Here is a 24,152-nt window from a genome sequence, read left to right as displayed (position 1 = left end):
CCCCACAAGGGGGGAGGGAGAAGTGGAGCGCGCTCCCGGCGCGACTTTCACGGTAAAGCCTTGATTGCTGGGTTTCGCTGCGCTCTACCCAGCCTACAGAGGGTGTGCGGATTGGCGCGGCGACGAATACTTTCACAGTCTCTCAACCCCGCTCTACCAGCACGAACGGCGCCCAGTATTTCGGGTCGCGCTTGCGCGCGTCGCTGTTTCCGATCCAGTCGATCTGGGTCTTGCGCAGCGCCGCGGCCGGCTCGGTCTGAGCGCCGCTGCCCAGCCAGGCGCGGTAGAACTCGTCCATGTCCGGGGCGACAAAGAGGGTCTGATAGTCCTTGATCGCCCCGTCCAGCGGGCCGAAGAGCGCCTGGTAGACCAGCGGCTCGGCCGCCGCCTCGCCGTCGCGCAGACGCGCGAGCACCGGGCCGGGCGTCGCGGTCGGACCCAGGTCGAAGACCCGCAGGGGCGGGCCCTCGCCTGGGTCGGCGGGGATCAGGAGTGCAAGCCAACGGGGGTCGGCCCACTTGCCCGTCTTGAAGTCGAATGGCTGGAAGGCCCGCAGCTCCAGCAGGGCCGAGCCCCGCGGCAGGGCGTCGCGCACCGACTCCCAGTCGAGCGCGCGGGCCGCCCGCTGGCCGCCGAAGGTCCGGTTCAGGCTCGCCAGCTCCACCTCCAGGCGCTCCAGAGTGGCGCGCGCATCGGTGATCGCCTTGGGGTCGGGCTTGGGCAGGTTGACTAGGCGGCTGAGATCGGTCCGCGCCTGGTATGTCACGCCCCTTCGGGGCTCGATCGCTCGCGACCGCCGGCGAAACCCTGCGGCCAAGTGTAGTGCAGCTCAAAGCCGACACCCCGCCGGCACCGGGATCACCCGCAGCATCTGCACCTTATCCTATCGGCACCAGGAGCGGTGCCCCGCCAGCCTCCGGCGCGATCAGCACCAGCAGGTTCGGCGTCTGGACCAGGAGGCGCAGTTCCTGCCCGGCCAGCGCGGCCGGGACCGGTGTCAGCGGCCCGGGCAGCTTGATTTCCGGGTCCAGTGCGACCCGCACGAAGGGGAAGCGGCAGAAGTCGCTGCGGGCATGGGCGCTGTAATCCAGGCGGGCGGCGGCGTAGCCCAGAGGCCATGGGCGGCCAAGAAAAGGAGCAGCACCGCGGGCGGCAGGCCGGTCCAGGACCAGCGCGGCAGCCGGTCGGCATAGCGATGCCAGGCGAAGAGGGCGGCCAGCGTGAGCGGCAGCAGCCACCACCAGTCCGACTTGAGCGTCATGAAGCCGTAGATGGCGAAATAGACCGGCGGGACCTCGAGCCCCATGGGCCCCAGGTCGAACTGGCCATACCAGGTCTCGGCATAGGCCCAGCCGGCGGTGACCAGCAGGGCCGAGACCAGGCGAGCAGCAGCGTGATATCCAGCCAGGGCAGCCCGGCCTGGCGCCCGGGCGCGGGCTCAGTCATGGCCGGCCCCCGGGGCCGCCCTTGGACATTGGCGGCGTCAGGGGTCTCATGGTATTGCGGGCGTCCAGACCCGCCTCCCGGCAGGGCCGGCAGGGCGCCTGGTCGTCGGGGATGCGGGTCATGGTGTGCCCCTTCGCCACCGGCGCGCGCTCCCGGGCCTGGGTGCTCGGGAGGCAGTCGTAGAATGGATCTGGACCCGGACCCTTGTGGTACTCGATGCAGTCGTACCAGAGGCGGTCGGCGGCATCCTGGAGACAGAAACAGGGATCGGCCGCCGCCACGCCAGCCCCCAGCAAGAGGAAGGGCGCGACCCTCAGTGCCAGTGAACGCACCGCGGAAACCTCTATCGATCAGATAGTTGCTCTTCGTTCCCAGGCCTAGGGGCACTCCCCTTAAGCTAAGCGTCGTACCACCTCCCGGAGTCCAAGGCTTCAGCCTTGGAGGGTCGCCAAGGCTGAAGCCTTGGACTCCAGTCGGCGCGAACGCGGGCCGCGTGTGCGGCTTCACCTAATGGCCGTCAGGCTCCAGGGGATGACTGAAGGCACCGACCGGCGGTGGGCGCCTTCAGGTTTGCTGCAAACAGATCGATTACTTCGGCGCTGGGGTCGTCCCGGTGCCCGGTGCCGGGGTGGCGGGTGTCTTGGTGGTCGCCGCGCCCTTGGTGGCGGGTGGCGCCGCGGTGACCGGCGGTGCCTTGGCGGCGGGTGGTGCCGCGGTGACCGGCGGTGCCTTGGCGGCGGGTGGCGCCGCGGTGACCGGCGGTGCCTTGGCGGCGGGTGGCGCTGCGGTGACCGGCGGTGCCTTGGCGGCGGGTGTCGGCGCGGGCGCGCCCGTGGTGGCCGCGGCGCCTTCCTTGCCGGCCTTCCGACAATAGCCGGCGACGGTCTTGCCATCCTTGCGGGTGTATTCATTGGTCCAGCCGCAGCCGGCCGCGGCCGCGCATGCGGCTTGATCCAGGCCCTTGCAGGCCGAGTCGGCGGCGGCGGCCGGAGCGGCGGCCAAGACGCCGCAGAACGCCGCGGACGTCAGTGAAATCAGGGCGAATCTGAGATTGAGCTGCTTCATCTTTGGTCTCCATTAACGGGTCGGTGGTGACGCGGTGCGCGGCGGTCAGTGCCGCGCCCCCTGAGATTAGAAGTCCTGTTCAAACCATGCAACCCCGAAGGCCGGCCCGACTGCGAAGAGTCGCAAAAAAATTCACTTAGGGCGGGCTAGAATCCACTCTTGCCCGTTCCTATAATTAAGATTCGTTCTCACCCGGTCTCCGTTCCCATCCATCCGCCCGGTGAGCCCGGGCATGGTCGTCAACCCTTGGAGGGCATGCGTATGGCTCGAATAATCCCCGGTGTCGAGGTCACGGTCGTCAAGGATGTCGTCCCGCCCCAACTCGCACCGGCTGGGGTCTTGGGCCTGGTGGGCCTGACCGAACTCGCACCGGCCGCGGCGGTCCGGGCGGCGAGTTGGAGCGCCTTTGTCGGTGCGCTCGGTCGGGCCTCGGCCTACAGCCTGCCGGAGGCCAAACAGGCACTGGCCAACGGGGTCTTCGAGCTGGTTATCGCCCCGGTCGCGGGCGTCGCCGAATCCGCCAAGGTGGCGCTTGCCGCCACCGCGGGCGCCGGCACCTGGGACCTGGTGGCGCGCGCCCCAGGCCCGTGGGCTAACGGGCTGACGATCCGACTCGCCGCCCGCGGTGAGCGGTTCGACCTGGAGATCCGCCGCCCCGGCGCCCGCGATCCCCTGGAGGTCCACCGCAACCTAACCGGCGCGACCCTCGCCGACCGGCTGGCCGCGGACTCCGCGATCGTCACGGCGAAGGCGCCGGCCGCGGTCGCTGGCGCCGTGCCCGCACCCAAACTGGCCGCGCTGCCGCCCGGTACCGACCCGGCCAACTCCACCGCCAATGATCACGCCCTGGCCGGTGGCAAGGACGCCAGTGGCGACGACTATGCCAAGGCCCTGCGCGCGCTGGAGGACGAGCCCGACGTGGACCTGGTCCTGGTGGCCCCCCAGGACTTCTCCGACCTCGCCAAGATCGAGGGCATTTACGCCGAGGCGGTGAGCCACTGCGAGCGCCTGAGTCGCGACGGCAAGGGGCGGATCGGCTTCGGTCAGGTGCCCCCGGACCCCGCCACGCCCCAGGCGGTCAAGACCTTCGTGGACATGGCGAGCCCGCTGATCAGCGACCGCTTTGTCCTGACCGCACCCTATGGGGTGGCGGGGGCGGTGGCCGGGCGGGTCGGCAGCCTCAGTTATTTCCAGTCGCCGACCTTCAAGCTCCTGACCGGGCTCGGTGGCCTCGCGCGGGCGCTGACCCAGGAGGAGCAGGGGGAGCTACTCAAGGGCAATGTGGTGCCGGTCGTCAACCAGCGGGGCCGGGGTATCTTTGTACTGCGCGGACTCACCACCGACGGGGACCAGATCAGTGTGCGCCGGGTGGCCGACCGGGCGGTGCGTGGCGTGCAGATGCTGGGCGATCTCTTCATCGGCCGCCTCAACAACGAGGACGGCCGCGGTGCACTCAAACAGAAGCTCATCGAGTTCCTGGTGCAGATGGAAAAGGACGGGGCGATTGTCCCATCCACCGACGGCAAGGACCCGTCGCACAAGGTCGATGTGTACTCGTCCCAGGCCGACTTTGCCCAAGGCATCGTCCGGGTGGATATCGCGGTGCGTCCGGTGCGGGCCATCGACTTCATCTACGCCACCATCCTGGTCCAGGTCTGATCAACTTCGGCTGCGCGCCCCGGCGTCGCGCTGGGGGCGGGCGGCACCACCCCGAGGGGAGTTAACGCGCCATGGCAACGGTGTTTACCGCCAACCGCAGCAGTGTGCTCGTCGATGGGGAGCCCTTGGAGGGGCTCCAGTCACTGACCTTCCGGGTCGTCACCGAACGCGAAGACGTGCGTGCCGTGGGCAGCGTCGAGCGCATCGACGTGAGTTTCGGCCTGCGCACCGTCCAGGGGGAGCTGGCGGTCAAGTCGGCCAATTTCGTCCTGGACGGCCATCTGCAGGAGCAGACGCGCTTCCAGTTGGTGGCCAACCTCAAGAAGGACGCTGGCGCGGACTCGCCTAAGCGCACGCTCTCGTTTGACGACTGTTTCGTGGAGACCAAGTCGTTCGGCATGGACGCCAGCGGTTCGGCCGTGACCACCTATGCCTTCAGTGCCACCCGGGTGCGTGAGGAATAACTCATGGGAACGGCCCCCACGACGGTGCAGATCGACGGGCGCCCTTACCGGATCGCCTTCCAGGGTTTTGACCGGCCCCTGGACATAAGCACCGACGATGGGGCCGAGGCCCGGTTGTGCCCCTGGACCCTGGGGCAGCACCTGGCGACCCTCACTGAGTGTCTGCGCCATGGCCCCGGGGGCCTGGCGCTCGATAGCGCGGCCTACGCCGGGCAGGTGTTGGACGCCAGCGGGGTGCCTGAGGCCCGCCGGTCCGAGCTTGCCCCGCTCGCCCTCTGGTGGGCCAGCGGCGGGGGCGGCGGCGACTCGCAGACGCCCGCGGCGGATGGCTGGCTGGACCTGGGCGGAACCCGCGCGCAGCTGCGCCCCTGGAGCGCGGGGGAGCGCTTCGCCATGCTGGCCGAGGCCAGCGTGCCGGACGCCGCCGGGGGTACGCGGGCCGATCCGGTTGCCTGTGTGCGGGCCATGCTGCGGCACACGGTGACGGCCACCGATCCGCCCACTGACTTGGATGCCCTTGATTCCGGCGCGGCCGCCACACTGCTGGCCGCCGCCATCGCGATCAATGACCGTCCAACCGCGGGCGGCGCTGTCCCCCACACCATCCCCGATTCCCCGCCGGCGGCCAGGCTGACGCTGAGACTCTGCCGCGCACTGGGCTGGACCCCCAGCCAGGTCTGGGCAACCCCGGCCGCGGAGATCGACCTATTGGTCGGGCTACTGGACCGACTGGAAAGCGTCTCCCCGGTCACCCCGGCGCGTGGGCTGGCCGCCCATCCCGATGCGGTGGTCATCCGCATTGAGGACGACCGGTGAGGACCGAGGTCAGCAGCCAGGACCTGTGCGACGCCCTGCTGGCCCCGGCCCGATGGGGGTTGGACCAGCTCGTACGGCTGCTCGACATGGAGCCGGATGCGACGGCGCCAGTGCCGGCGGTCGCCGAGTTGAGGGGCGCGGCGGTGCCCGCCCGCTCGGACGCCACGCCTGCGGGTGGCCCGGTCACCGCATCCCCAGCTGCCCGGGGCCTGGCCCAGGACACCGCAGACCCGTTGCCGGACGCTACACCGCGTGCGGGGTACGCCGCCGGCAACGCCGATCGCCGCCCGGCCACTGCCCCGATCCCGGGGGCACCAGTCGCGGTGCGGGCGGATGGCGCGGCCCCGCCGATCGTCGTCACCGCGCCGCCATCGGCGTCACCCACGATCACGCTCGCGTCCCGCTCTCCTGATCACCCCAGGCCCAGTGCCGTGACGCCTGCGGCAGGGGCCGCGCCGGTTCCCGTGCAGACCCTGGCGTACACGCCCCCGACCGATCCCGGCTGGCCCGCCGCTGGGTCGCAGACGGTCCTTCCCGTGCCGCCGGACGCGGCGCTCCCCCCCGCCGATCCGGTCTCCGCGCTTGCCGCCGCAGCTCCGGCACAGTCCCCCGTTCCCGGTGGCATCCCACTGTACCCCCGCCCCTGGCAGGCGACCGGTCGCCGGGTCGCTGCGGCGCTCGAGCCCAGCCTCCAGCGCGCCTATCGGCTTGCCAGCTCTGCCGTGGACGCCGACTGGCCGACCCCCGGCGGTCCAAGGCTACCCGGCGCGGGCGCCGCCGAGGACGCGCTGGCCGCGGCGCCCGCTCGTCTGGATCCGCCGGGGCCAAGTCCGGTGGCCACAAACGATCCGCTTCCCGTTCCCCGCTCCGCGCGTCCGCCCGCGGATTCCGCGAGCGTCCCTTCCGGGCGACCGAGCGGGTGGGGCGACGCGGCCCCCGGTCTCCCCGCCTGGGCGGGCGCCGTTTGGCCACCGGCCGGTGAGTTGGGTACTGCCCCGGTCCAGAACACCTTTAACGTCAGTGTCGCCATCAGCCAGCGTGAGCGGCTGGACCCGGCCGAGCGCGCGGGTCTGCAGGAGGCGCTCGGGGACATCCTGCGGGCCGCGGCGCGCCGCCACGGGTTGGAGGTCTAGCCATGCCGCTCGACGGTGCCCCGAGCGTTGCGTATCAGGTGCAGGTTGGCACCCGCACCCTGAGCAGTCGTGCGCAGGAGAGCGAGGGCCAACTGCTGAGCCTTGCGACCGAGCTCAGCATGGATTCCGTCGGCGGCTCCTGTCGCCTGACGATCGGGGACACCGCCTTTGCGCTGCCCGCGCCCGGGGAGGCGCTGACGGTGGACCTGGACGCGGGGGCCGGGTCGGCCCGCTGCTTCACCGGCCAGGTGCAAGCGGCCGGGGCCGATCCGCAGGGCGTCTGGGTCGAGGCCGCCGATGGGCTTGCACGGCTGGCCCGGTTGGAGTTGGAGTCCGTCTATCAGGACGTGCAGGCTGGGTTCGTGGTCAAGGACCTGCTCACGCGGGCGGGACTGTCGCCCGGCACGGTCGCCGCCGGGATCAAGCTCCCCGCCTACGCGGTCCACCGCGCCCCGCGTGCACTGGAGCAGATCCGCCGCTTGGGCGAGCTGTGCGGGGCGGACCTCTATACCGACGGGGCGGGCAAGGTCCATTTCGCCACTCCGAAGGAGCGGGGCCCGGAGCACCGCTACGGCTACGGCAGTGAGGTCATGTCACTGGAGCTGGCGGCCGCGCTCCCGCCCTGGGACAGCCTGGAGGTCTGGGGCGAGGGCGCCGCCAGTTCGCAAGGGGCGGAACGCTATTACTGGCTCTCCAGCGATCTCAAAGGCGTGGACGGCAAGGCGGTCCTGCTGGCCAATGGTCAGGTCGAGGCGGGGCGGCTGGGTGAGCGGCCACGGCGTCTGGTCGCGGGCGCCATCCGCAGCGGCGAGGCCGCCGCCGCGGTGGCCCGGGCTGGCATGGAGGCCGTGGCGGCCCGGACCCTGCGCGGTTTCCTGGAGGTCCGCGGTGCACCCGGGGTCGAGCCCGGAGACGGCGTGGCCTTCGACGATCTTCCCGCGGACCACGCGCTGGCCGCCCTGCTACTGGGCCGCACGCCGCTGCGGGTACGCCAGGTCGGCCACACCCTGAGTCGCGCCGGGGGCCTGCGTACCCGGCTGGGGTTCTGACATGACCGTACGCATCGGCGGCATCGAGCTCACCGGGGTCCAGGACCTGCGTACCGAGGAGTCGCGCACCCTGGTAGAGAACCGGGTACCCGAGCAGCAGGGGAGCGTCTTCCAGGACCTGGGGCGGGAGCCGCTCACCCTGGTGCTGGAGGGGCTCCTGTTCCGCCCCGAGTCACTGGATGACCTGGAGCGCCTGCGCGAGGCCCAGGCCAAGGCGCAGCCCCTGTCCTTTGCCGCGGACATCGCCGTCGGCTCCGAACTCACGGACGTCATCATCGAGGACCTGCGCGTCCGCCAGGTGGCGGGGTATGCCCACCGCTACCACTTTGCCCTGCGGCTGCGCGAGCATCGCGCCCCGCCCGCACCGGCCCAGGCCGGCCTGGCGGCGGTGGATGCACAGGTGTCGGCGGATGCGGCGGCCTGGGGGGCGGACAGCCTGGCGGCGGCGGCGGTCCTGCAAGACCCGGCCTCCCTGCCCGGGGCCTTGTCCGCCAATCCCGGGCTCCTGGACCACCTGAGCGCCGGTGACCTGGCAGACAGCATCGGCGGGAAACTCTCGGGGCTCACCGGGACCGATCTGAGCGGAATCATGCAGTCGCTCGGCCGGATCGATCCGCAGACGGCCCTGGACCTGCTGGCCGCCGTGCGCGACGGCGGCAACCTGGGGACCTTCTTCGATAAGTATCTGGACCAGGGGCTGGACCTGTTGAGCGACCTGACCGGGGTGGATCTGAGCAAGGCAGGTCCATTCCTCAAGGCGCTTGCCGGCGGATTCGAATTCCTGCAAAGGCTCAAAGAGGTTGGCGAGAGCGCGGCGCGCCTGGTCGAGGACCTGGCCGCCTTCGACCCCTTCGCCGGCCTGAAGCCGCTCCTGGACGAGTTGGGATGAGCGGCACCGCCGACATCCTGCGCGACCTGGAGTCGCTGATCGGCGCACTGGACGCGCTGCTGCGCACCAGTACCGCCCGGGAGGCGCCCAATATCGCCCGGGAGTTGGGCGTAGAGGCGCAGTTGAACTCCGGGGTCGACGCGGTCGGCGGCGCGCTGGACGGCATGGACGGGGGCCTGGCCGCGCTGGGTCGGCAGCTCGTGCAGGTCGACGCGGTCCTGGCCGGGTTCGAGACCTTTGCCGACGGCGCCCGACCGGTGGCCGACGGCCGCGTATTCAACGCAGTGACCGATTATCTGGAGATCCCCGGCCGGCCGCTTGACCCCTTGGCCCGGGGGCTCGCCCTGGGGCAACGCTACCTGGATGCGGGTCTCAAGCTCGCCGACCTGGTGCCCGAGCCCGGGGCCATCGCCGCCAACCGGCTGGCGCTGGGGCGCTTGGCGGAATCGCTCAAGGAGCTGAAGGCGGCGGCTTAGGCGGCGGCTTAGGCGCCGACGTGCCGCCCGGCACGCATCGACCGACTGAAATCACGCGTTACAAAACCGAGAGGACATGACCATGGCCGACCCGACCCCGCCCGCGGACCCCAAGGCGGACCACAAGGCAGACCCCAAGGCAGACCCCAAGGCGAACCCATTCCAGACCGTCGCCCTGCTGCTCCAGGCCGTGCGCACCTCGCTCGACGGGGTCAGGCAACAGCCCCAGGCCCCGCGCTGGGTCCGCATCGCACGCATCCGCGGGTTTCAGAGCGAGAACGACTACATCTCCACGGGCGTCATCCCGGTCGTCGAAGGGTTCATCAAGGGCATCGGCTACCTGGCCAAGCTCACCCTGGACGCCAAGGACCTGCTGTTCCAGGCCGACGCGGCCAAGGCGCTGGTCGAGGTCTCGGCCGCCCTGCTGACGGAGGTCACCAAGGACGAGTTTTACGCCGCGCTGCTCGCGGTGGCGGGCCAGCAGCCCGCGTCCAACCCGCTGTCCGACGTTGGCGGGGTCATCGCCAAGGCGGTCGAGATCGCCGACAAGGTGCCTTCGCCCGAGGACCTCAAGACGATCGGCAAGGAGCTCTTCCTGCTTCTGCGCATCGACCAGCGCCCCTTGAACGAGCAGGGGCTCGACAGTACCACCCAGACCCATCTCGAGATCGCCACTACCGGCAAGCTGCGGCTGCTCTCCTTCGCGCTGGACAAGCCATTCACGGTCCGCGGCCTGGGGCGCAATAAGGCCGAGCTGGCGGTCACCCGGCTGGGCAGTCGGCGGGTGTGGGAGGCGAGCGCCGACAAGCTCCCGGTCCGGAGCCTAGGCACCTTCGGCGAGGACGAGGCGAAAGAGACCGTCTTCGACCTGGGGTTCGCCGACGCCAACGCCGGCAAGGACATCGCCGAGGCCAACGCACTGCTGGAGACCCTGGGCTATACCGAGCCCGCGGTGGCGGAGGCGGAGAAGACTGTCTTCGGCGCCGCCCTGGCCCGGCGCCTGCGCCGTTTCCAGAAGGTCAACGGGCTGCCGATCACCGGGGCGCTCGATGTCCCGACGATCAACGGGTTACTGAACCTGGACTCCAAGGCCCAGGACCTGGTCCGCAGCAAGCCGTACGACGCCACCGTCCTGACCAATTTCAACGACAGCAAGAATCCGACGCCCCCCGCGGGAGGCGCCTGAGTGACCCCGATGACCCCGGCGCCCGCCCCATGAGCGATCCGGTCGCACTGATCCGGGCCATCGTGCGCGAAGAGCTCAAGGCACTGCGACTGGGCGACTTGGCGGTCGTGACCAGCGCCTTCCCCCACACGGACGCGGGGGACGCCCACAACTATGAGTGCAACGTCAAACTGCGCGAAGGCGACATGGAGCTGCGCAAGGTGCCCATCGCCACCCCTCACCTAGGCCAGGCGAGCGCCCCCCAGGCGGGGGACTTGGTGCTGGTCTCCTATGTGGGTGGCGACCCTCAGCGTCCCATCGTGGTGGGCCGGCTCTACACCGAGAAGGCGCGCCCGCCGGCGCATGCGGAGAAGGAGTGGCGGGTCGAGTCGCCGTTGGCCGGGGCCGCGTCGTACGCCATTGATGCCGAGGAGTCGTTGGTGCTTACCGCCGGTGCAACCCGGATCAAGATCGCCAAGGACGGGGCGGTGGAGATCACCGGCGAGGGGGACCTGAAGGTGGAGCTCAAGGGCAATGCCTCGCTCACCTGCACGGACGCCAAGGTGGAGGCCTCGGGCAATGCGCAAGTCACCTGCGCGGACTGCAAGCTGGACGCCTCCGGCAACGTGGAGGTCGGCGACGGGGCGGCCGGGGTGATCACCGAGGCGACCCACAAGTGCTATTTCACCGGAGCCCCATTGGTGGGCTCTAAAACCGTCAAGGCCAAGGGTTAGATTCGCTATGCCTGCACCCACCGCCGCCCAGCTCGAAGGACTCGCCAGCGCCGCCTTGAACGCCCGTGCGCTCCAGGGCCAGGACGCCCCGGGCCTGGCCAAGGCATTGGCCGAGACCTGCGCCCAGGCGCTGTCGCTCTTTCTCGGGCAGGCCCAGGTCCTGCCCGGCATCCCGGCCGCCCTGGACCCGATCTCCGGCAGCGGCAGCACCGCCGGACCCGGGAGCCTCCTGCCGCCGCCTGGCGGGGGCCCGGGTGCCGAGTTGCTGGAGGGACTGGCCTTGGCGGCGCTCCAATCCCAGGGCCTGCGCGGCGCGAACGCCGCCGACTTGGCCAAGGTGATCGCCGGGTCCATCGCCCAGGGGATCATGCTGTTCACCGCCCAGGTGCAGGTGGCACCGGGGATTGCGGTGGCCGGATTCGTCAGTGCCTCGCCCGGGAGGCTGATGTGATGCCGGTACCCCAGGCAGCCGCACTCGAGCCCTTCGTCAAGGGCCTGATGCAGCAGCATGGACTGCAAGGCCAGGACGCGCCCGCCCTGGCGGCGGCCATCGCCGAGACGCTGGCCCAGGCGCTGGCGCTGTTCGCCGCGCAGGTCATGGTCGTCCCGGGGATCGCCATGACGCCGGCCGCCTCGGCCGCGCCCGGGAGGTTGATGTGAGCGCCGGCGCTGACCCCTACGGCCGTGACCTGCGGCTCGTCTTCGCACCGGCCGTGGAGGGTGCCGACCTGGCGGTGGGGGCGGCCGACCTGGAGACGGTCTCCGGGATTGCTAACCTTTGCCAGGCGCTGACCCTGCGCCTGCTGGTCGATCGCGGGGAATTGACCGCCCTGGGGCACCCCCGCTACGGGACCCGCGCGCGCGAGTTGCTGGGCCAGACCCTGGACCGGGCCAATCTGGAGTTGCTGCGCCGCTATGTGCGCCAGTCCATCCAGGAAGACCCCCGGGTTGCCGAGGTGCTCGGGGTGGCCGTGAGTGCACGCCCGCAAGCACCGGGTGTGGTGGATATCGTGGCCCAGGTCCGCGGACTGGACGGGGCCCAGACCCAGGTGGAGGCGACCCTCGATGCCCGCTGACGCGCCCTACTACACCAAGGACTATGCCGGTCTGGTCCAGGACCTGCTTGCCCATCTGGGGAGCGGGGGCGGCGGTCGGACGGTCCTGGCCGATACCACCGAGGGCAGCGTGGTGCGCACCCTGGCGGAGGCCTTCGCCCGGGAGCTGGCGGTGGCCTATGGCCAGCTCGATGGGGTCTACCGTAGCGCCTTTGTGGAAACCGCCGAGGGTGTGGCCCTGGACAACGTGGTGGCCCTGCTGGGGATCGCCCGGCGCCGCGCCGGCCATGTGGAGGGGAGCGTCACCTTTGCCCGCGCGCAGCCCGCCGCGGGGGACATCCCGATCCCGGCCGGTACCCTGCTCGCGGGGCGCGAGGTGGCCCAGTTCGCGACCATTGAGGAGTCGGCCATCGCCCGCGGGGAGCGTGAGGTCACGGTCGCGGTGCGCTCGGTGGAGCCGGGAACCGAGCGCATCCCAGCCGGCGCCTTGGGCGTCATGCCGAGACCGCTGTGGGGGGTGGAGTCGGTCGCCAACCGGCTGGAACTGGTCCCGGTCAAGCTGCCCGAGGACGACGCCGGGCTGCGCCAGCGGGCGCGCTCGGCCCTGCTGTTGAGCCAACGGGGGACGGTTGCCGCACTGGAGGAGGCGGTGCGCGCCCTGGGGATCGCCCGGGTGACGGTGCGTGAGTCGGCCGAGTCGATCGGCACCTGCGAGGTGATCCTGGGCGACCCGGACCTGCCGGACGCGCTGGTGGCGGCGGCCCAGGCGGCGGTCGAGGAGGTGCGCCCCGCGGGCATCCGGGTGCGGGTGCACGCGACCGTGGAGGTCCGCATCCGGCTGCGCGCCCTGCTGGAGCTGCGGGAAGACTACCCGGAGCCGCGCCGCGCCGCCCTGAGGGCCGCCCTGGAGCGGGGGCTCACCGACTATATCGGCAGCCTCCAGGTGGGCGAGCCGGTGCGCTGGGCCAAGGTCGGCGCACTGCTCGCCGCGCCCGAGGAGGTCGCCCAGCTCCACCCGGCCCGCGCCCCGGACGGCACTGAACTGGCCTATCTGGAGCCCTATGTGGGCCAGCCGGGGGCACTGCGACAGGATGCAGCCAACCATTGGCAACGCAACGGCGATATCCAGGTCGGACCGGCCGAGCGCGCCCGGCTGGATCTGGCCGTCCTGCCCCTGGAACTGCGCCTGGAGCCGCCCGCATCCAAGGTCTGGGTCGACCTGACCTGCACGCTCGCGGCCTCGACGGCCCGGGAGGCGGGTCTCGCCGACCGGCTGCGCGCCGCGGTGAAGCCGATGCTGGAGGCCGTGAAGGCCGGTGATACCCTGACCCTGGCGGCCCTGTTGGAGGCGGTACGCACCGGCGGGGTCGAGTCGGTGAGTGCGCGCGTGTTGCATGACCGGGACGGGCAGGCCTTGGAGTTGATCCCCGGGTCCGCGCGGCAAACGGCCGTCCTGGGCGAGCGCGAGGTGCTGGGCCTGGGGCAACTGTCGCTGCTCGGCGGTCGGGACGCGGGGGCTGCCGGTGGCTGAGGACGCGGGTCTGGATCTGGGGCTCGACGCGCCCGTGCAGCGGCGGCGCATCGCCGCCCGGCGCGCCCGGTTGCAGGGGCTGCTGCCGCGGGTCTATGGGGATCAGCCGCCGGACAGCGCGGTTGGGGTGGTCCTGACCACGCTGGCCGCGGCCCTGGCGCGGCTGGACCATGATCTGGATCGGGTGAGTCGCGACCACTGGGCCGCCTATGCCCGCGGCGTATCGGCGCCCGGGGAGGCGCCGGCGCCGCTGGACGCACTGGGCCAGCTGCTCGGCGTGCCCCGGCTGCGCGGGGACGACCCGCAAGCCCCGGGCGGCCAGGAGTCCACCGACGCCTATCGCCGCCGCCTGACCCAGGTGGCGCGGGTGGTGACCGCCGGGCTCACGAGCCCGCGCGCCTTGCTGGAACTGGCGCTGGCCATCCTGGGGGCCGCCCCCTGTCCGCGCCTGCGCCGGGAGCTGGATGCCACGGTCGCACTGGGGATGCCGCCGTCGCTCGGCGCGACCTGCACTGCGTGCGCGGGCGGCACGCTGCGCGGTGCTGCGGCCCTGAGTTTGGCGCCCTGTCCGCACGCGGGCCGGGAGGTCGTTGCGGCCTGGCTGGTGGACAACCCGCCGGAGGCGCGGCGGCTGGTGCTGGGACCCTTGGTGCCGGGGGACGCCTTTGTGCCCGAGTCCGCGGCGTTGGATGCGGATGTCCCGGTGGTGGCCGTGCGCGCACTCACCGACCGGGTCCAGTACCCGGTGCTGCACAACCGGGCCACCGGCGAGATCTGTCTCTATGCCGGGGCGCTCGCGCCCGGGGAGACCCTGAGCCTGTGGCCGCGCGTCGAGCCCGCGGAGAGTGCCCGACTGGATAGCTTCGAACCGGTGGGCCACCACCCCTGGCGCGCGCAATACCCGCAGGGAAGTGCGGTCGTGCTCGGTGCGGACGGTCAGCTGCGGGACGTGCGCGACCGGGTCTATTACCTGGTGGGCGACCAATTCGACAAGCCCTCATCGGTCTTTGCCAGCCCCGCGGCCGATCTGGGTACCCGTTTTGCAGACGCCCTGGCTCAGGGTGCGGCCTTTGCCGGTCCCGGCGCCACCGGGCCCTGCTTTGCCGATGCGCAGGACCGATCCGGTCCATGCTTCGCCAGCAGCAGCCACGACGTGCGCACCCCATTGCTGCGCCCCGGTGCAGACACCTGGGTCTATCGCGCCTATACCCGTGCGGACATCGGGGCGATCGCCACCGCGGACCCGGGGCCGGTGCTGGACGAGGCGCCGCCGGCGGTCGTCATGGCGCCGGTGCAGGTGACGTTGCGCTGGTGGGCGCGCCCGCCCGCCTGTTTCCGCCTGCGTATCCCGCGTACCGGCTGGGTGCGCGACGCCGAGCGGCGCGGGGCGGTGGCGGCGCTGCGTGAGCTGTTGCGTCAGGCGCGGCCCGCGGGTGTCCAGGCCCGGCTGGACTTCCCGGAGCCGGTCTATCGGGAGGCCCAACCACTGGGCGACGCCGGCCTGCGGGTGCAGACCCGTCAGGTCTGGGGTGAGGCACAGGGTCAGGCGGAGGGCCGGTTGGGGCGCGCGGCCGGGCTGCGTCTGGCCGAGCGCCAGGGGCTGGCGGACGAGCGGTTGACGATTCCCGGGGTGTTCGACCGCACGCCGCTGGACTGGTCGGGTTTTTCGCCCTAGCGGTCCGCCAGGGCGCGAACAATTTGTTAAGGGGGTAACGAGATGGCCAATACAGAACGACAGGGCATGACCGGGTGCCTCACCCTGGAGCTGCGCCGCCCGGACGGTGGCCTGGTGGAGCGGCGCCGGGTGGACAACCTGATCACCAGTGCCGGGCGGTTGCTGGTCGCCCAGCTCTTTGCCGGCGAGCTGACCGGTCCACCGGAGCTGGCCATTGCGGTCGGCGGCGGCGCGACCGCGCCGCGCGAGCAGGACACCGCCCTGGAGCAGCCGCTGGATCGTGCCTCCGCCGCGCCGCGGGTGAGTGCCGCCGCCCCCGGCAGCCTGGCCACCGTGGCCGCCACCCTGCCGCCGCTGGCGGGGGGCGTCACGCAGTTGATCCAGGAGGCGGGCATCCTCGTGAACCTGCCGGGGCGCCCGGCGGTCCTCTACAATCGGGTGACCTTTCCCACCCTGACCCGTACCGGAAATCTGGAGATGACCCTGACCTGGGAGGTGACCTTCTGATGGCCGAACGACCGAGCGCCTACGTCCAAAAGCAACCCGGCGACATTATCCGCAGCGGCGACTGGAACGAACTCCAGGTCCGTGCCCGGGAGGAACTGCAAGGCCATGCCCACACGGGCGGCGGGGATGGTGCGCCCATCCCCCGGGAAGGTCTCGCCCCGGGCGCGGTGGACGGCAGCCGGATCGACCCCGAGTCCGTGGTCCGCATCAAGGCCCTGACCCTGGGCGGGGACCTGCGGGTGGAGGGAGCCGCGTCCCTGAAGGAGATCACCGACCTCCAGTCGGCGGTTGCCAAATTGGGCGCCGACAAGGCGGAGCGTGCCGGCGATTCCTTTGCGGGCGGCGTGTCCTTAGGCGGGAGCCTGAGCCTCAACGATAACCTCTTACTGCTGCGCAGTGCGCGCGACCCGAATAACGGTCTGGGTTGGTTTGGCGGTGCCACCGCCTTTGCCGGGGCCAGCTTCGATGGCCCGGCACTGTTCGGCTACCAGGGTGGGGCGCTGGGCACCACCCAGGGGGGGCAAGCGATTGCCCTGTCTTGGAACACGGCGGGGAATATTGGTATCGGCCTGGCGGCGCCCTCGACGGACTTCCGCCTAGATGTGAACGGCCCGGTGCGTCTGGGGGGGAGTCTGACCCTGGGGAGCTCCGATGTCTATTTCTCCCGGACCGACCACGACCATACCGGGATCGGCAACCAGGCCGGCTGGGCGGCGATCGAGAACGCCCGTAGCCACGACGCGCTGATGATTCTCGGACGGGCCGGTACTGCCCACGGGCGGACGGTGAAGCTCTTTGACTATTTGCAGGTGAATGGCCAGTTGGACGTAACCGACGTCCTAAGGGCACCGTCAGGCGGCATCCTCGGTGCGATCGGGATCGGCACCCAGGAATACGGGGCTGTTTCCTATCCCTACGAGACCATCCAGATGAACCCGGTCCACAATCTGCGCCTGTGCTTTGGTGGGACCCAGCGATTCATCTTCCAGACCGACGGGGCTTTGCGTATCGATTTCAATCAGGGGTATTGGGTGTTTCAAACCGACGGTAACCTGGTCAAGTTCAACCGGAGCAACCAAGTCGTCTGGGCACTCAATTACGTTTCTGGAAAGTGGGGATGGACCTGAGTAGCGTCGCGCTAGACCTTTGCGAGCCGACGGCCCGGAATCCCAGAGCCAAGAGTGAGCCATAGCTTCATGCAAGCCCAAATCCAGTCACGCCTCGCTGAACTAAAGGCCGACTTCAGCCAAGGCAACGCCCGCCTGCGGGACCTGGAGTCCCAGGCCGCTGACCTGCGTCAGACGCTCCTGCGCATCGCCGGGGCCATCCAGGTGCTGGAGGAGTTGCTGGGGTCCCAACCGGCCGCCGCTGCGCCCGGCGACTCCCCGCCGTCCGCCGCGGGCGACTAACGGACTCCTACGTCATGCCCGCTGACCCGATCGCGCTCCTGCTCGCCGCCGACGGCCAACCCGCCGCCGGGGGCGGCCTGCCGCTCGGTCCGGATGGCCTCGGCCTGCTCCTGGGCGTGGCGTCCGGCCAGGAGCTGGATACGGGCGCGGCCCTGCTCGTCGCCCCCGAGCTCGGGGACCTGACGCTCAGCCCCGCCGTTGTCACCGAGTCCGGCGGTCTTGACCCAGCCACAGCGGTGGCCTGGATCAGCGCGGACTGGGGGGAGGAACGGCCGTTGACCGCAGTCACGCTGACGCTCGCGCCCGGCATCGCCCCCGACGACGCGCGCCGCGCCCGGCTCAAGGTGCAGAGCCGCGGTGCCTGGCTGCCGCTCTATCCCAACGACCTGGTGCCCATCGGGGCGGAGCAACGCCTCGCCCCCGTGGGTGCGCAGGCACTGATGGCCGAGCTGGTACGCCCTGCGGTCTATGACGGCAAGACCCTGCCCGGTGTCTGGCAGCCGGACCCGGTGCAGCTCCGCTCTCTCGAGGTCAAGGCGGGCTGGCAACCCCGGGACCTGCGGGTCGCGGTGGGGGATGGCGCACCCTTCTTCGAGCGCAGCGGGCTGCTCCCCGGGGCCGGTGTACGCACCACCGGGCTGGCGGACGCGGTCAACGCCTGGTTGGCCCGCTCGCCGGGCGCCCGAGCCGTGCCCATCCGGCTGACGGCCGCGGCGGGCGGCCAGGTGCGGGTGACCCTGGAGGGGAGGGTGCGGCACCTGGTTTGTGACCTGGCGGGCAGCCCGGACCAGGGTCTGACCCTGCCCTGGGCCGCCCCCGGGGTCGCACCCATACCGCTGGCACCAGGGGCCGAGCTGTTGGAGGCCGTCTGCCAACCGGTTGCGCAGCTTAAGCCCCAACGTATCCGTCTGGCGCCCGACGCCGCCGACCGGACCGGGCGCGCTCAGCGGTGTACGCCCCAGATGGCCGTCGCCCAGGGGTTCGCGGCCCTGCCGGAGGACGCGGCCCTGACCGGCCTGGACCTGCGGGTCCTGCCGCGTGGCGCCGCAGGTAGCGGCACCCTGGCCCTGCATCCGGACCTGCACGGCCGGCCGGCCCCGGCGCCCTTTGGCGGTGGCGTGCTGCCCCTGGCCTGGGATGGGCTTGAGCCGGGCGCGTCGGACTCGCTCTGGATCGGCGCCGAGTTTCCGGACCCCCTGGCACTCCCCGAACCGCGATGGTGGTTGGTGCTGACGCTGGCCGCAGGCGAACTGCTCTGGTCGCTGGGGGATGTGGCTCCGCCCGGTGCCGGCGGCGTGCTTTATCTCAACCGCGACGGTACTTGGTTACCGCCGACCGGCAGCAAGCCCGGGACCTGGGCACTGACCAGGCTGCGCACCGCCGCGAGTCCGGGTGCAGTGACCGGGGTGCGGTTGCGGCGGGGGGGCGTCACTGTGCCCTGGGCCGCGGACCCGGTGGACGGCAGGCGCTTGAAGGCGGCCCCGGCGGATCTGGCCCGGCTGAATGATGCCTCTGACGCGACGATGCTGGAGGTCCTGGCGGATGGGCAGTCCGCGGGCCGGGTCCGGCTCGCGGACCTGCGGGTGCGTTGGCGATGAGTGCGGACCCGACGCTACTCTTGGGCGCGCTCGAGGAGGCCTTGCGCGCCGCCCTGGTCGAGCGCTTGGGGCCGACGGTCGCGGTCGCCACCGGGCCGGCCCAGTTGCCGGCCCCCGGCAGCGACCGGTTGGTCGCCATCGCTGCGGTCACCTGGGACCTGGCGGACCCCAGCCTCGACCTCGGCGTGGACCAGAGTGTTGCGGACCACCGGGAGCCGGCCTTTCTGGAGCAAACCTATACGCTGACCCCGGTCGCCGGTGCGACCGATCTGCCGCTGCCCGCCGCGGCCCAGGGGCAGCAACTGGTCCAGGTGGAGACCCCGCCCGGCCGGCTCGCCCGCCCCGGGGATGCCTGGCGCCTGGACCAGGGGCAGTTGCGCTTCTATCGGGCGCCGACGGGTCCGGTGGCGGTGCGCACCCGCGGCGAGCGACCGGTCCGCGGTTATCGGGAGACCCTGCCGTGCCGCGTCCTCCTGCACCTGGACGCCTGGTCGCCCACGGCGGCCGACGCGGATGCTTTGATGCTCCCAGCCCTGGGCGCGGTGCTCGGTCGGCTTTTCGATCTGGACCTGATCGCACTCGGCCGCGACGCCGTCTCCGGGTTCGAGGTGCGTCTGTTGCGACCGCGCCTGCGGCCGGCCGGAATGCGCCGCACCCTGGCCGAGGTCGCCCGTCGCACCCTGGCGCGCACCCGTACCTGCCGTCTGGTGGGCGAGTTGGAGTTGACACTGGCGCTGGATGAGCCGGACGCGCAGGGCATCATCGAGTCGATCAAGATTCGGCTCGAAAAATAGGGCCGGCGCGACCGCGCCGGTGACTCAGCCGAGTTCCATCAATTGGCATACCGTCAAGTGTAGGTGCGACTTAAGTCGGACCTACATCCTATGGAACGACCCCAGGTATCAGGTTTGCCGGAAATCGCCTCAGCGCCCCAACCAGGCCCCCAGCCGGCCCGCCAAGGCACCCTCAAGGCTCCCCTGAAGACTCGCCAGGAGTCGTTCGATGGGCTTCTTGTGTACCGTATATTTGAGTTGCAGCAGGTCCCGGTCCTTGCTCGCCGCGAGCAGCAGGTCGTCGCTGGTCTGGATGGCGTCCACCAGGCCCAGTTCCACCGCCTGGGTCCCGTGCCAATACTCGCCGGTAGCCACCAGCCCCAAATCCAGGGCCGGGCGGTATTCGCTCACAAAACCCTTGAACAGCGAGTGGGTCTCTTCCAATTGCTGCTGGAGCTTCTGGCGCGCCGCGTCGGTGTTCTCGCCAAACAGGGTCAGGGTGCGCTTGTATTCACCGGCGGTGTGCAGCTCAAAATCCACGCCATGGTGCTCCAGCAGGCGGTGGAAGTTGGGCAATTGGGCCAGCACGCCGATGGAGCCCAGGATGGCGAAGGGGGCGGCGACGATGCGGTCCGCCACGCAGGCCATCAGATAGCCGCCGCTGGCGGCGACCTTGTCCACCGCCACCGTCAGGTGGATGCCCTTGGCGCGCAGGCGGGCGAGTTGGGAGGCGGCCAGCCCGTGCTCGTGGACGGTGCCGCCCGCGTTCTCGATCCGCACCAGCACCGCGTCGCCTTCGCGTGCATCAAGCAGGATGGTGGTGACCAGCACCCGCAAGGCGCCCACCTCGGTGGCCCGCAGGTCGCCGTTGAAGTCGATCACGAACAGCCGTTTGCGCTCTTCGGTCTGGGCCTTCTCCAGGGCCTTCTCACGCTTGCGCTCGGCCTTGAGGTGGGCGCGGTAGGCCTTCTTGCTGAGGCACGACTCCTTGAGTGCGTGCTCCAGACTCTTGTAGCGATCGTTGAGATCGAGGATCTCCAGGTGTTCGCCGTCGTCTGAACCGCCCCGGCGGGCGCGCAGCGCGACGATCAGCACCAGCCCGACGCCGGCCACGAGCGTGACCGTCTTGGCCAGGAACAGTGCGTAGTTGAGCAGGATGTCGATCATTGCGTTTTCCATTCAGATGGCGATCGGTGCGCGGATCCCCGGATGGGGCTCATAGCCCAGCACCTGGATGTCCTCGAAGCTGTAGTCGAAGAGGCTCGGCGGGCGCCGTTTGAGGTGCAGCCGCGGCAGTGCCCTGGGCGGGCGGGCGAGTTGGGCGAAAACGATGTCATCGGTGAGGTGGTTCCGGTAGAGGTGGAGATCGCCGAAAGTGTGTACAAAGTCGCCGACCTCCAGGTCGCATTGCTGCGCGATCAGGTGGGTGAGCAGGGCATAGCCGGCGATGTTGAAGGGCACGCCGAGGAAGAGGTCGGCGCTACGCTGGTAGAGTTGGCAGGACAGCCGACCGTCGGCCACATAGAACTGGAACAGGCAGTGACAGGGGGCCAGCGCCATGCGTCCGGCCGCGGCATTGACCTGGGGGCTTTGGGTCTCGTCCGGTAGGTCCGCCGGGTTCCAGGCAGAGACCACCAGGCGGCGCGAGTCCGGGCGGGTGCGGATGGTCTCGATCAGCTCCGCGAGTTGGTCGATGGTACGCCCGTCCGGGCAGGCCCAGTTACGCCACTGGGCGCCGTAGATCGGCCCCAGGTCGCCGGAGGGCGCCGCCCACTCGTCCCAGATACTGACCCCGCGGGCCTGCAGCGCGGCGTTGTCGGTGGAGCCGGACAGGAACCACAGCAGCTCGTGGACCACGCTCTTGAAGTGCACGCGCTTGGTGGTCAGCAGCGGAAAGCCCTGGCTTAGGTCGAAGCGCACCTGGCGCCCAAACACCGAGCGGGTTCCAGTGCCGGTGCGGTCCGGTTTATCGCTGCCGTGATCGACCACGTCTTGCAGCAGGTCCAAATACTGGCGCATCGGTTCTCCGGTGGGGGCTTAAGGGAGCCGTTAAGATAACCACGAAGGGCGGGGAGATACAAATCGGCGGGGCGGTCCGGCCGCCGAGTCGTCGCAGAGCAGGCCTTGGCTGTTGCTGGCATAATCTGCCATTCACCCTATCTTTCCGGCCAAGTCATTTGAGGTCACCATGCCAACGCGAAATGTGGTCTTGTCCGAGCGCCAGAAGTTGAAGGATCAGTCGCGGCTGGTCGCCCTGAGGACGGCGGTCGATGCCGGGCTTGCGGACCTCGCCGAGGGTCGCTACCGGTCGTTCTCCGGGGTGGATCACTTGATGGCCCATCTGCTTAGCGACGACTCGGGCGACTCCGCTGACGTGCCCCAGAAGGACCGCGGGGCCTGAGTGCCTCGGCTGCTACTCACCGCATCGGTGCAACGGGATATCCGCTTGGCCATCTTCGCCTAAGAAAGCCAAGGCCATCCCGGAATATCACACGAAGGCGTAAGGTCGCAATCAAGCATCTGGTCTCCTATCTCGTCCGGTATTCGCGGATGCGCGTCTGTTCGATGAGAAGCGGCATTGTTGCCAGCGTGAAGACTTTGCCGTCGGTGGCTTGCAGGAGGCGGCGCATGTCCTCCCGACGGGCCGGCAATGCATGCGATAACGTCGTAATCGATGCCGCTTTGGTCTCGTAAGGTGCGTAGCCGCTGCACTCGCGAGACCTTGTCGCGTGCCGTGCCGTCGTCTTCGGCGAGCTTTGCCTCAATGAGGGCCGCAGGACTGAACTCATCCGGGATGATGAAGTCCGGCGCTTGGTCAAATCCAGGGATACGCTCGGCCCGTTTGGTTTCACGGAAACTGACTTTTGCCGCCGTCAGTACGTCCTTGACAGCGTTCTCGACTATTTCTCCGACCAGTCCGCTGACTGAGTCGCGGTGTGTGGCGAACGGACGGCCGAGAAAACGCTCGTAGAGCAGGACAGCATAGGGCACGCCAAGGTCGGCCATCGCCTGGGTGCTTTGAATGCCGTCTTTGGTGTCGACCTTGTTGAGCCGGTGCATCAGGCTCGGGATGTCCGGTCCCGCTCCCGCTAGCAATGTATTCACTCCGGCCTGAATCATCGCGCGCAGCCGTTGGTCAGCCAGCGTCGCCCCGAGTGCCCGGGTCGTTAGGGGGTTGAGCCGGGCTTTCTTGTCCAGCGTTCTTGCGGTTCCTTGTTCGACCGATATGCCTGTGTATTCCGTCGCCACATACGCCCACTCGGAGGGTGAAAAACCAAGGATTGACCGGAACACGACGAAGGCGATGGGCGCGGCCTCAACCGCCAATTCGACACTGCGCGGTGTGATGTCGGAAAAGTCATTGGTGGCCCGTTTTAGCGCCTGATAGCCACGCTCGAACGTCGCATAATCGGTGAAACCCTCGCCGCGCGGCATCTCCAGAAAGGTCGATTGCAGCTCCCCCGAACACTTCGTCGATTAGCGGGTCAAGGGTAATGGCTGGATCTGTGTAATCGAGGTCAAAACGCAACGGCATCGGTGAATATCCTGTGGTCTATTCCAGATAACATCGAGCAACTCTCCGGTGCCGCCGGCTTCGTCCCTTGCAGCAGTGCGCAGACTTCATCAACCGTCGCCAGCGCATTCATTGCTGCCCGGATGGTCGCCAGCTTCTTCGCAGTCGGCCATGACCAGATCCACTCTGGTCGCAAGCCCCATATTGCCATCCGCGTGATGAGTCCGAAGGCGATACACCGGGTATCGCCGATGGTTGGTTTCATGCCAGCCACCCGCAGTTCGGCTAGTTCGTGCGTCATCAGCCGCGCCAGGCCGGCTGCGTTGTCGAACAGCCACGCGCGGGGCGTCGCGCCGCTGTCGCGGCAGACGAAGACGGTATCAACGATGGACGAGGCGGTTCCATGAATATGAATTGATCCACCCATTTCAGCGGGGCAGGGTAGAGAGGCCGAACAGGTCAGTCCAACGTCGAGGATGGCCATCGCGGCGGCCTGATACGCTTCCTGCTTGTTGTGGTGGTAAGTGAACAGCAGGGGCGCGCCTGGCTTGAGTGCCGTCGCCATACGTTTGTAGACCGCGGCCAGTCCTTCGGCGAAGTGTTCGATAGTGCGTTCAGCCGTGTCGTTCCCGGTCAGTTCGTCAACGTGCCGGGTGGTAGTTGGTTCAAGACCGGGGAAGTCGCCGCCCATCAGCTTACGCAGCCACACATAGCAGAAGTGCATCAACTCGCCATATTGCACCATGCCGAAGTATGGCGGGTCGGTGAACACGCCGTCGAGGCTTTGAGGCGCGAGGTCGATGTTCGTTGATGAGGCGCACCGGATATCGATCTCGCGGGGGGCCGCGCCGGGTAGCTCCGGGTGTTTCTCGCCGATCCACTCGCCTACGACGTAGTGCGTGGTTTTCTTCTTCCCGTTGAACAAAACCTCGAAAGGTGCGGTGCAGTAACGTTTCGCCTTGGTGTATTTCTCTGTGATGTTAACCCATGCGCCGGAGCCGACAGGCGAACCGTTCGGGTTACGCAGGCCGAGAAAATTCGACTCAACCTGCAAACTGAAGTTTCCCGCTTTCCGTTACGCCACGAGCGCCATAACCGCGGCGAGCAGCGGATTTTGCGGGGGTTTGCCGGGATCCGCGCAATCGATACCGAAACCCTCGCCGCCGAGGTCCTGAGCCAACCGCCGCCGCAGGT

At 69.6% G+C, this 24,152-nt stretch carries 28 protein-coding genes; 20 read left to right on the top strand and 8 right to left on the bottom strand.

The window, feature by feature from the left end:
• Positions 1–142 precede the first annotated feature (142 nt).
• The 4 genes from QZY44_RS26410 to QZY44_RS26395 form a co-directional block, all read right to left on the bottom strand.
• Positions 143–766: a hypothetical protein gene (locus tag QZY44_RS26410; protein ID WP_295455147.1), complete on the bottom strand. Its 624-nt coding sequence runs from the start codon at positions 764–766 to the stop codon at positions 143–145.
• Between the two features lie 112 nt (positions 767–878).
• On the bottom strand, positions 879–1,238 hold the full coding sequence (locus tag QZY44_RS26405) for a hypothetical protein (protein WP_295455145.1): 360 nt from the start codon (positions 1,236–1,238) through the stop codon (positions 879–881).
• 204 nt (positions 1,239–1,442) lie between these two features.
• Entirely contained in the window at positions 1,443–1,778 is a 336-nt protein-coding gene (locus tag QZY44_RS26400) for a hypothetical protein (RefSeq protein WP_295455143.1), read from the bottom strand.
• 256 nt (positions 1,779–2,034) lie between these two features.
• A complete protein-coding gene (locus QZY44_RS26395) occupies positions 2,035–2,511 on the bottom strand; it encodes a hypothetical protein (protein ID WP_295455141.1) in 477 nt (158 codons plus the stop codon).
• Between the two features lie 261 nt (positions 2,512–2,772).
• Here QZY44_RS26395 and QZY44_RS26390 point away from each other — a divergent pair, with 261 nt between their 5' ends.
• From QZY44_RS26390 to QZY44_RS26300, 19 genes are all read left to right on the top strand, one after another.
• On the top strand, positions 2,773–4,170 hold the full coding sequence (locus tag QZY44_RS26390) for a phage tail sheath subtilisin-like domain-containing protein (RefSeq protein ID WP_295455139.1): 1,398 nt from the start codon (positions 2,773–2,775) through the stop codon (positions 4,168–4,170).
• A 71-nt stretch (positions 4,171–4,241) separates the two neighbouring features.
• On the top strand, positions 4,242–4,634 hold the full coding sequence (locus QZY44_RS26385) for a hypothetical protein (RefSeq protein WP_295455136.1): 393 nt from the start codon (positions 4,242–4,244) through the stop codon (positions 4,632–4,634).
• Positions 4,635–4,637: 3 nt separating this feature from the next.
• Positions 4,638–5,450, top strand: a complete 813-nt coding sequence (locus tag QZY44_RS26380; RefSeq protein WP_295455134.1) for a hypothetical protein — start codon at positions 4,638–4,640, stop codon at positions 5,448–5,450.
• On the top strand, positions 5,447–6,583 hold the full coding sequence (locus QZY44_RS26375) for a hypothetical protein (RefSeq protein WP_295455132.1): 1,137 nt from the start codon (positions 5,447–5,449) through the stop codon (positions 6,581–6,583). The genes QZY44_RS26380 and QZY44_RS26375 overlap by 4 nt, the downstream gene beginning before the upstream one ends.
• A gap of 2 nt (positions 6,584–6,585) precedes the next feature.
• The gene (locus tag QZY44_RS26370) at positions 6,586–7,632 is read left to right on the top strand and encodes a hypothetical protein (protein WP_295455129.1); all 1,047 of its coding nucleotides are present in this window, start codon (positions 6,586–6,588) and stop codon (positions 7,630–7,632) included.
• Between the two features lies 1 nt (position 7,633).
• Positions 7,634–8,521: a hypothetical protein gene (locus tag QZY44_RS26365; RefSeq protein WP_295455127.1), complete on the top strand. Its 888-nt coding sequence runs from the start codon at positions 7,634–7,636 to the stop codon at positions 8,519–8,521.
• Complete coding sequence (locus QZY44_RS26360; protein ID WP_295455125.1) at positions 8,518–8,997, top strand: hypothetical protein; 480 nt, start codon at positions 8,518–8,520, stop codon at positions 8,995–8,997. The genes QZY44_RS26365 and QZY44_RS26360 overlap by 4 nt, the downstream gene beginning before the upstream one ends.
• A gap of 82 nt (positions 8,998–9,079) precedes the next feature.
• Entirely contained in the window at positions 9,080–10,183 is a 1,104-nt protein-coding gene (locus tag QZY44_RS26355) for a peptidoglycan-binding domain-containing protein (protein WP_295455123.1), read from the top strand.
• Positions 10,184–10,212: 29 nt separating this feature from the next.
• Complete coding sequence (locus QZY44_RS26350; protein ID WP_295455121.1) at positions 10,213–10,896, top strand: phage baseplate assembly protein V; 684 nt, start codon at positions 10,213–10,215, stop codon at positions 10,894–10,896.
• Between the two features lie 7 nt (positions 10,897–10,903).
• Entirely contained in the window at positions 10,904–11,347 is a 444-nt protein-coding gene (locus QZY44_RS26345; RefSeq protein WP_295455119.1) for a hypothetical protein, read from the top strand.
• Positions 11,347–11,556: a hypothetical protein gene (locus tag QZY44_RS26340; protein ID WP_295455117.1), complete on the top strand. Its 210-nt coding sequence runs from the start codon at positions 11,347–11,349 to the stop codon at positions 11,554–11,556. Before QZY44_RS26345 ends, QZY44_RS26340 begins: the two co-directional genes overlap by 1 nt.
• Complete coding sequence (locus QZY44_RS26335) at positions 11,553–11,972, top strand: hypothetical protein (RefSeq protein WP_295455115.1); 420 nt, start codon at positions 11,553–11,555, stop codon at positions 11,970–11,972. Before QZY44_RS26340 ends, QZY44_RS26335 begins: the two co-directional genes overlap by 4 nt.
• Positions 11,962–13,482 carry a baseplate J/gp47 family protein gene (locus QZY44_RS26330; RefSeq protein ID WP_295455113.1) on the top strand — a complete coding sequence of 507 codons (1,521 nt, stop codon included), beginning with the start codon at positions 11,962–11,964 and terminating at the stop codon, positions 13,480–13,482. Before QZY44_RS26335 ends, QZY44_RS26330 begins: the two co-directional genes overlap by 11 nt.
• Complete coding sequence (locus tag QZY44_RS26325; protein WP_295455110.1) at positions 13,475–15,157, top strand: hypothetical protein; 1,683 nt, start codon at positions 13,475–13,477, stop codon at positions 15,155–15,157. The genes QZY44_RS26330 and QZY44_RS26325 overlap by 8 nt, the downstream gene beginning before the upstream one ends.
• Positions 15,158–15,199: 42 nt before the next feature.
• Positions 15,200–15,664 carry a hypothetical protein gene (locus tag QZY44_RS26320; RefSeq protein WP_295455108.1) on the top strand — a complete coding sequence of 155 codons (465 nt, stop codon included), beginning with the start codon at positions 15,200–15,202 and terminating at the stop codon, positions 15,662–15,664.
• Positions 15,664–16,791 (top strand): hypothetical protein, encoded by a 1,128-nt coding sequence (locus tag QZY44_RS26315; RefSeq protein ID WP_295455106.1) that lies wholly within the window; start codon positions 15,664–15,666, stop codon positions 16,789–16,791. The genes QZY44_RS26320 and QZY44_RS26315 overlap by 1 nt, the downstream gene beginning before the upstream one ends.
• A 69-nt stretch (positions 16,792–16,860) precedes the next feature.
• Positions 16,861–17,073, top strand: coding sequence for a hypothetical protein (locus QZY44_RS26310; protein WP_295455104.1), 213 nt, complete (start codon positions 16,861–16,863; stop codon positions 17,071–17,073).
• A gap of 14 nt (positions 17,074–17,087) precedes the next feature.
• Complete coding sequence (locus tag QZY44_RS26305; RefSeq protein ID WP_295455102.1) at positions 17,088–18,671, top strand: hypothetical protein; 1,584 nt, start codon at positions 17,088–17,090, stop codon at positions 18,669–18,671.
• Positions 18,668–19,465: a hypothetical protein gene (locus QZY44_RS26300; RefSeq protein ID WP_295455100.1), complete on the top strand. Its 798-nt coding sequence runs from the start codon at positions 18,668–18,670 to the stop codon at positions 19,463–19,465. The genes QZY44_RS26305 and QZY44_RS26300 overlap by 4 nt, the downstream gene beginning before the upstream one ends.
• 129 nt (positions 19,466–19,594) lie before the next feature.
• On the opposite strand, the gene sohB is transcribed toward QZY44_RS26300, so the two are convergent.
• On the bottom strand, positions 19,595–20,611 hold the full coding sequence (gene sohB / locus QZY44_RS26295) for a protease SohB (protein ID WP_295455097.1): 1,017 nt from the start codon (positions 20,609–20,611) through the stop codon (positions 19,595–19,597).
• A gap of 12 nt (positions 20,612–20,623) precedes the next feature.
• A complete protein-coding gene (locus QZY44_RS26290; protein ID WP_295455095.1) occupies positions 20,624–21,463 on the bottom strand; it encodes a thymidylate synthase in 840 nt (279 codons plus the stop codon).
• A 169-nt stretch (positions 21,464–21,632) separates the two neighbouring features.
• Here QZY44_RS26290 and QZY44_RS26285 point away from each other — a divergent pair, with 169 nt between their 5' ends.
• A complete protein-coding gene (locus QZY44_RS26285) occupies positions 21,633–21,845 on the top strand; it encodes a hypothetical protein (protein WP_295455093.1) in 213 nt (70 codons plus the stop codon).
• 59 nt (positions 21,846–21,904) lie between these two features.
• Here QZY44_RS26285 and QZY44_RS26280 read toward each other — a convergent pair whose 3' ends face one another.
• Together QZY44_RS26280 and QZY44_RS26275 are read right to left on the bottom strand one after the other, a co-directional pair.
• Entirely contained in the window at positions 21,905–22,879 is a 975-nt protein-coding gene (locus QZY44_RS26280) for a hypothetical protein (RefSeq protein WP_295455091.1), read from the bottom strand.
• 83 nt (positions 22,880–22,962) lie between these two features.
• The gene (locus QZY44_RS26275; protein WP_295455089.1) at positions 22,963–24,012 is read right to left on the bottom strand and encodes a hypothetical protein; all 1,050 of its coding nucleotides are present in this window, start codon (positions 24,010–24,012) and stop codon (positions 22,963–22,965) included.
• Between the last annotated feature and the right edge of the window lie 140 nt (positions 24,013–24,152).

This window comes from uncultured Thiodictyon sp., from assembly GCA_903837595.1.
Taxonomy (GTDB): domain Bacteria; phylum Pseudomonadota; class Gammaproteobacteria; order Chromatiales; family Chromatiaceae; genus Thiodictyon.
The sequence above is the reverse complement of the archived record's forward strand: the minus strand, read 5'-3'. Positions and strand labels throughout refer to the sequence as shown.

Coding starts and splice junctions, on each gene's coding strand:
- QZY44_RS26395 (WP_295455141.1), bottom strand. CDS start 2,511: ATGAAGCAGCTCAATCTCAGATTCGCCCTGATTTCACTGACGTCCGCG.
- QZY44_RS26390 (WP_295455139.1), top strand. CDS start 2,773: ATGGCTCGAATAATCCCCGGTGTCGAGGTCACGGTCGTCAAGGATGTC.
- QZY44_RS26385 (WP_295455136.1), top strand. CDS start 4,242: ATGGCAACGGTGTTTACCGCCAACCGCAGCAGTGTGCTCGTCGATGGG.
- QZY44_RS26380 (WP_295455134.1), top strand. CDS start 4,638: ATGGGAACGGCCCCCACGACGGTGCAGATCGACGGGCGCCCTTACCGG.
- QZY44_RS26370 (WP_295455129.1), top strand. CDS start 6,586: ATGCCGCTCGACGGTGCCCCGAGCGTTGCGTATCAGGTGCAGGTTGGC.
- QZY44_RS26365 (WP_295455127.1), top strand. CDS start 7,634: ATGACCGTACGCATCGGCGGCATCGAGCTCACCGGGGTCCAGGACCTG.
- QZY44_RS26360 (WP_295455125.1), top strand. CDS start 8,518: ATGAGCGGCACCGCCGACATCCTGCGCGACCTGGAGTCGCTGATCGGC.
- QZY44_RS26355 (WP_295455123.1), top strand. CDS start 9,080: ATGGCCGACCCGACCCCGCCCGCGGACCCCAAGGCGGACCACAAGGCA.
- QZY44_RS26350 (WP_295455121.1), top strand. CDS start 10,213: ATGAGCGATCCGGTCGCACTGATCCGGGCCATCGTGCGCGAAGAGCTC.
- QZY44_RS26345 (WP_295455119.1), top strand. CDS start 10,904: ATGCCTGCACCCACCGCCGCCCAGCTCGAAGGACTCGCCAGCGCCGCC.
- QZY44_RS26340 (WP_295455117.1), top strand. CDS start 11,347: ATGCCGGTACCCCAGGCAGCCGCACTCGAGCCCTTCGTCAAGGGCCTG.
- QZY44_RS26330 (WP_295455113.1), top strand. CDS start 11,962: ATGCCCGCTGACGCGCCCTACTACACCAAGGACTATGCCGGTCTGGTC.
- QZY44_RS26320 (WP_295455108.1), top strand. CDS start 15,200: ATGGCCAATACAGAACGACAGGGCATGACCGGGTGCCTCACCCTGGAG.
- QZY44_RS26315 (WP_295455106.1), top strand. CDS start 15,664: ATGGCCGAACGACCGAGCGCCTACGTCCAAAAGCAACCCGGCGACATT.
- QZY44_RS26310 (WP_295455104.1), top strand. CDS start 16,861: ATGCAAGCCCAAATCCAGTCACGCCTCGCTGAACTAAAGGCCGACTTC.
- QZY44_RS26305 (WP_295455102.1), top strand. CDS start 17,088: ATGCCCGCTGACCCGATCGCGCTCCTGCTCGCCGCCGACGGCCAACCC.
- QZY44_RS26300 (WP_295455100.1), top strand. CDS start 18,668: ATGAGTGCGGACCCGACGCTACTCTTGGGCGCGCTCGAGGAGGCCTTG.
- sohB (WP_295455097.1), bottom strand. CDS start 20,611: ATGATCGACATCCTGCTCAACTACGCACTGTTCCTGGCCAAGACGGTC.
- QZY44_RS26290 (WP_295455095.1), bottom strand. CDS start 21,463: ATGCGCCAGTATTTGGACCTGCTGCAAGACGTGGTCGATCACGGCAGC.
- QZY44_RS26285 (WP_295455093.1), top strand. CDS start 21,633: ATGCCAACGCGAAATGTGGTCTTGTCCGAGCGCCAGAAGTTGAAGGAT.
- QZY44_RS26280 (WP_295455091.1), bottom strand. CDS start 22,879: ATGCCGCGCGGCGAGGGTTTCACCGATTATGCGACGTTCGAGCGTGGC.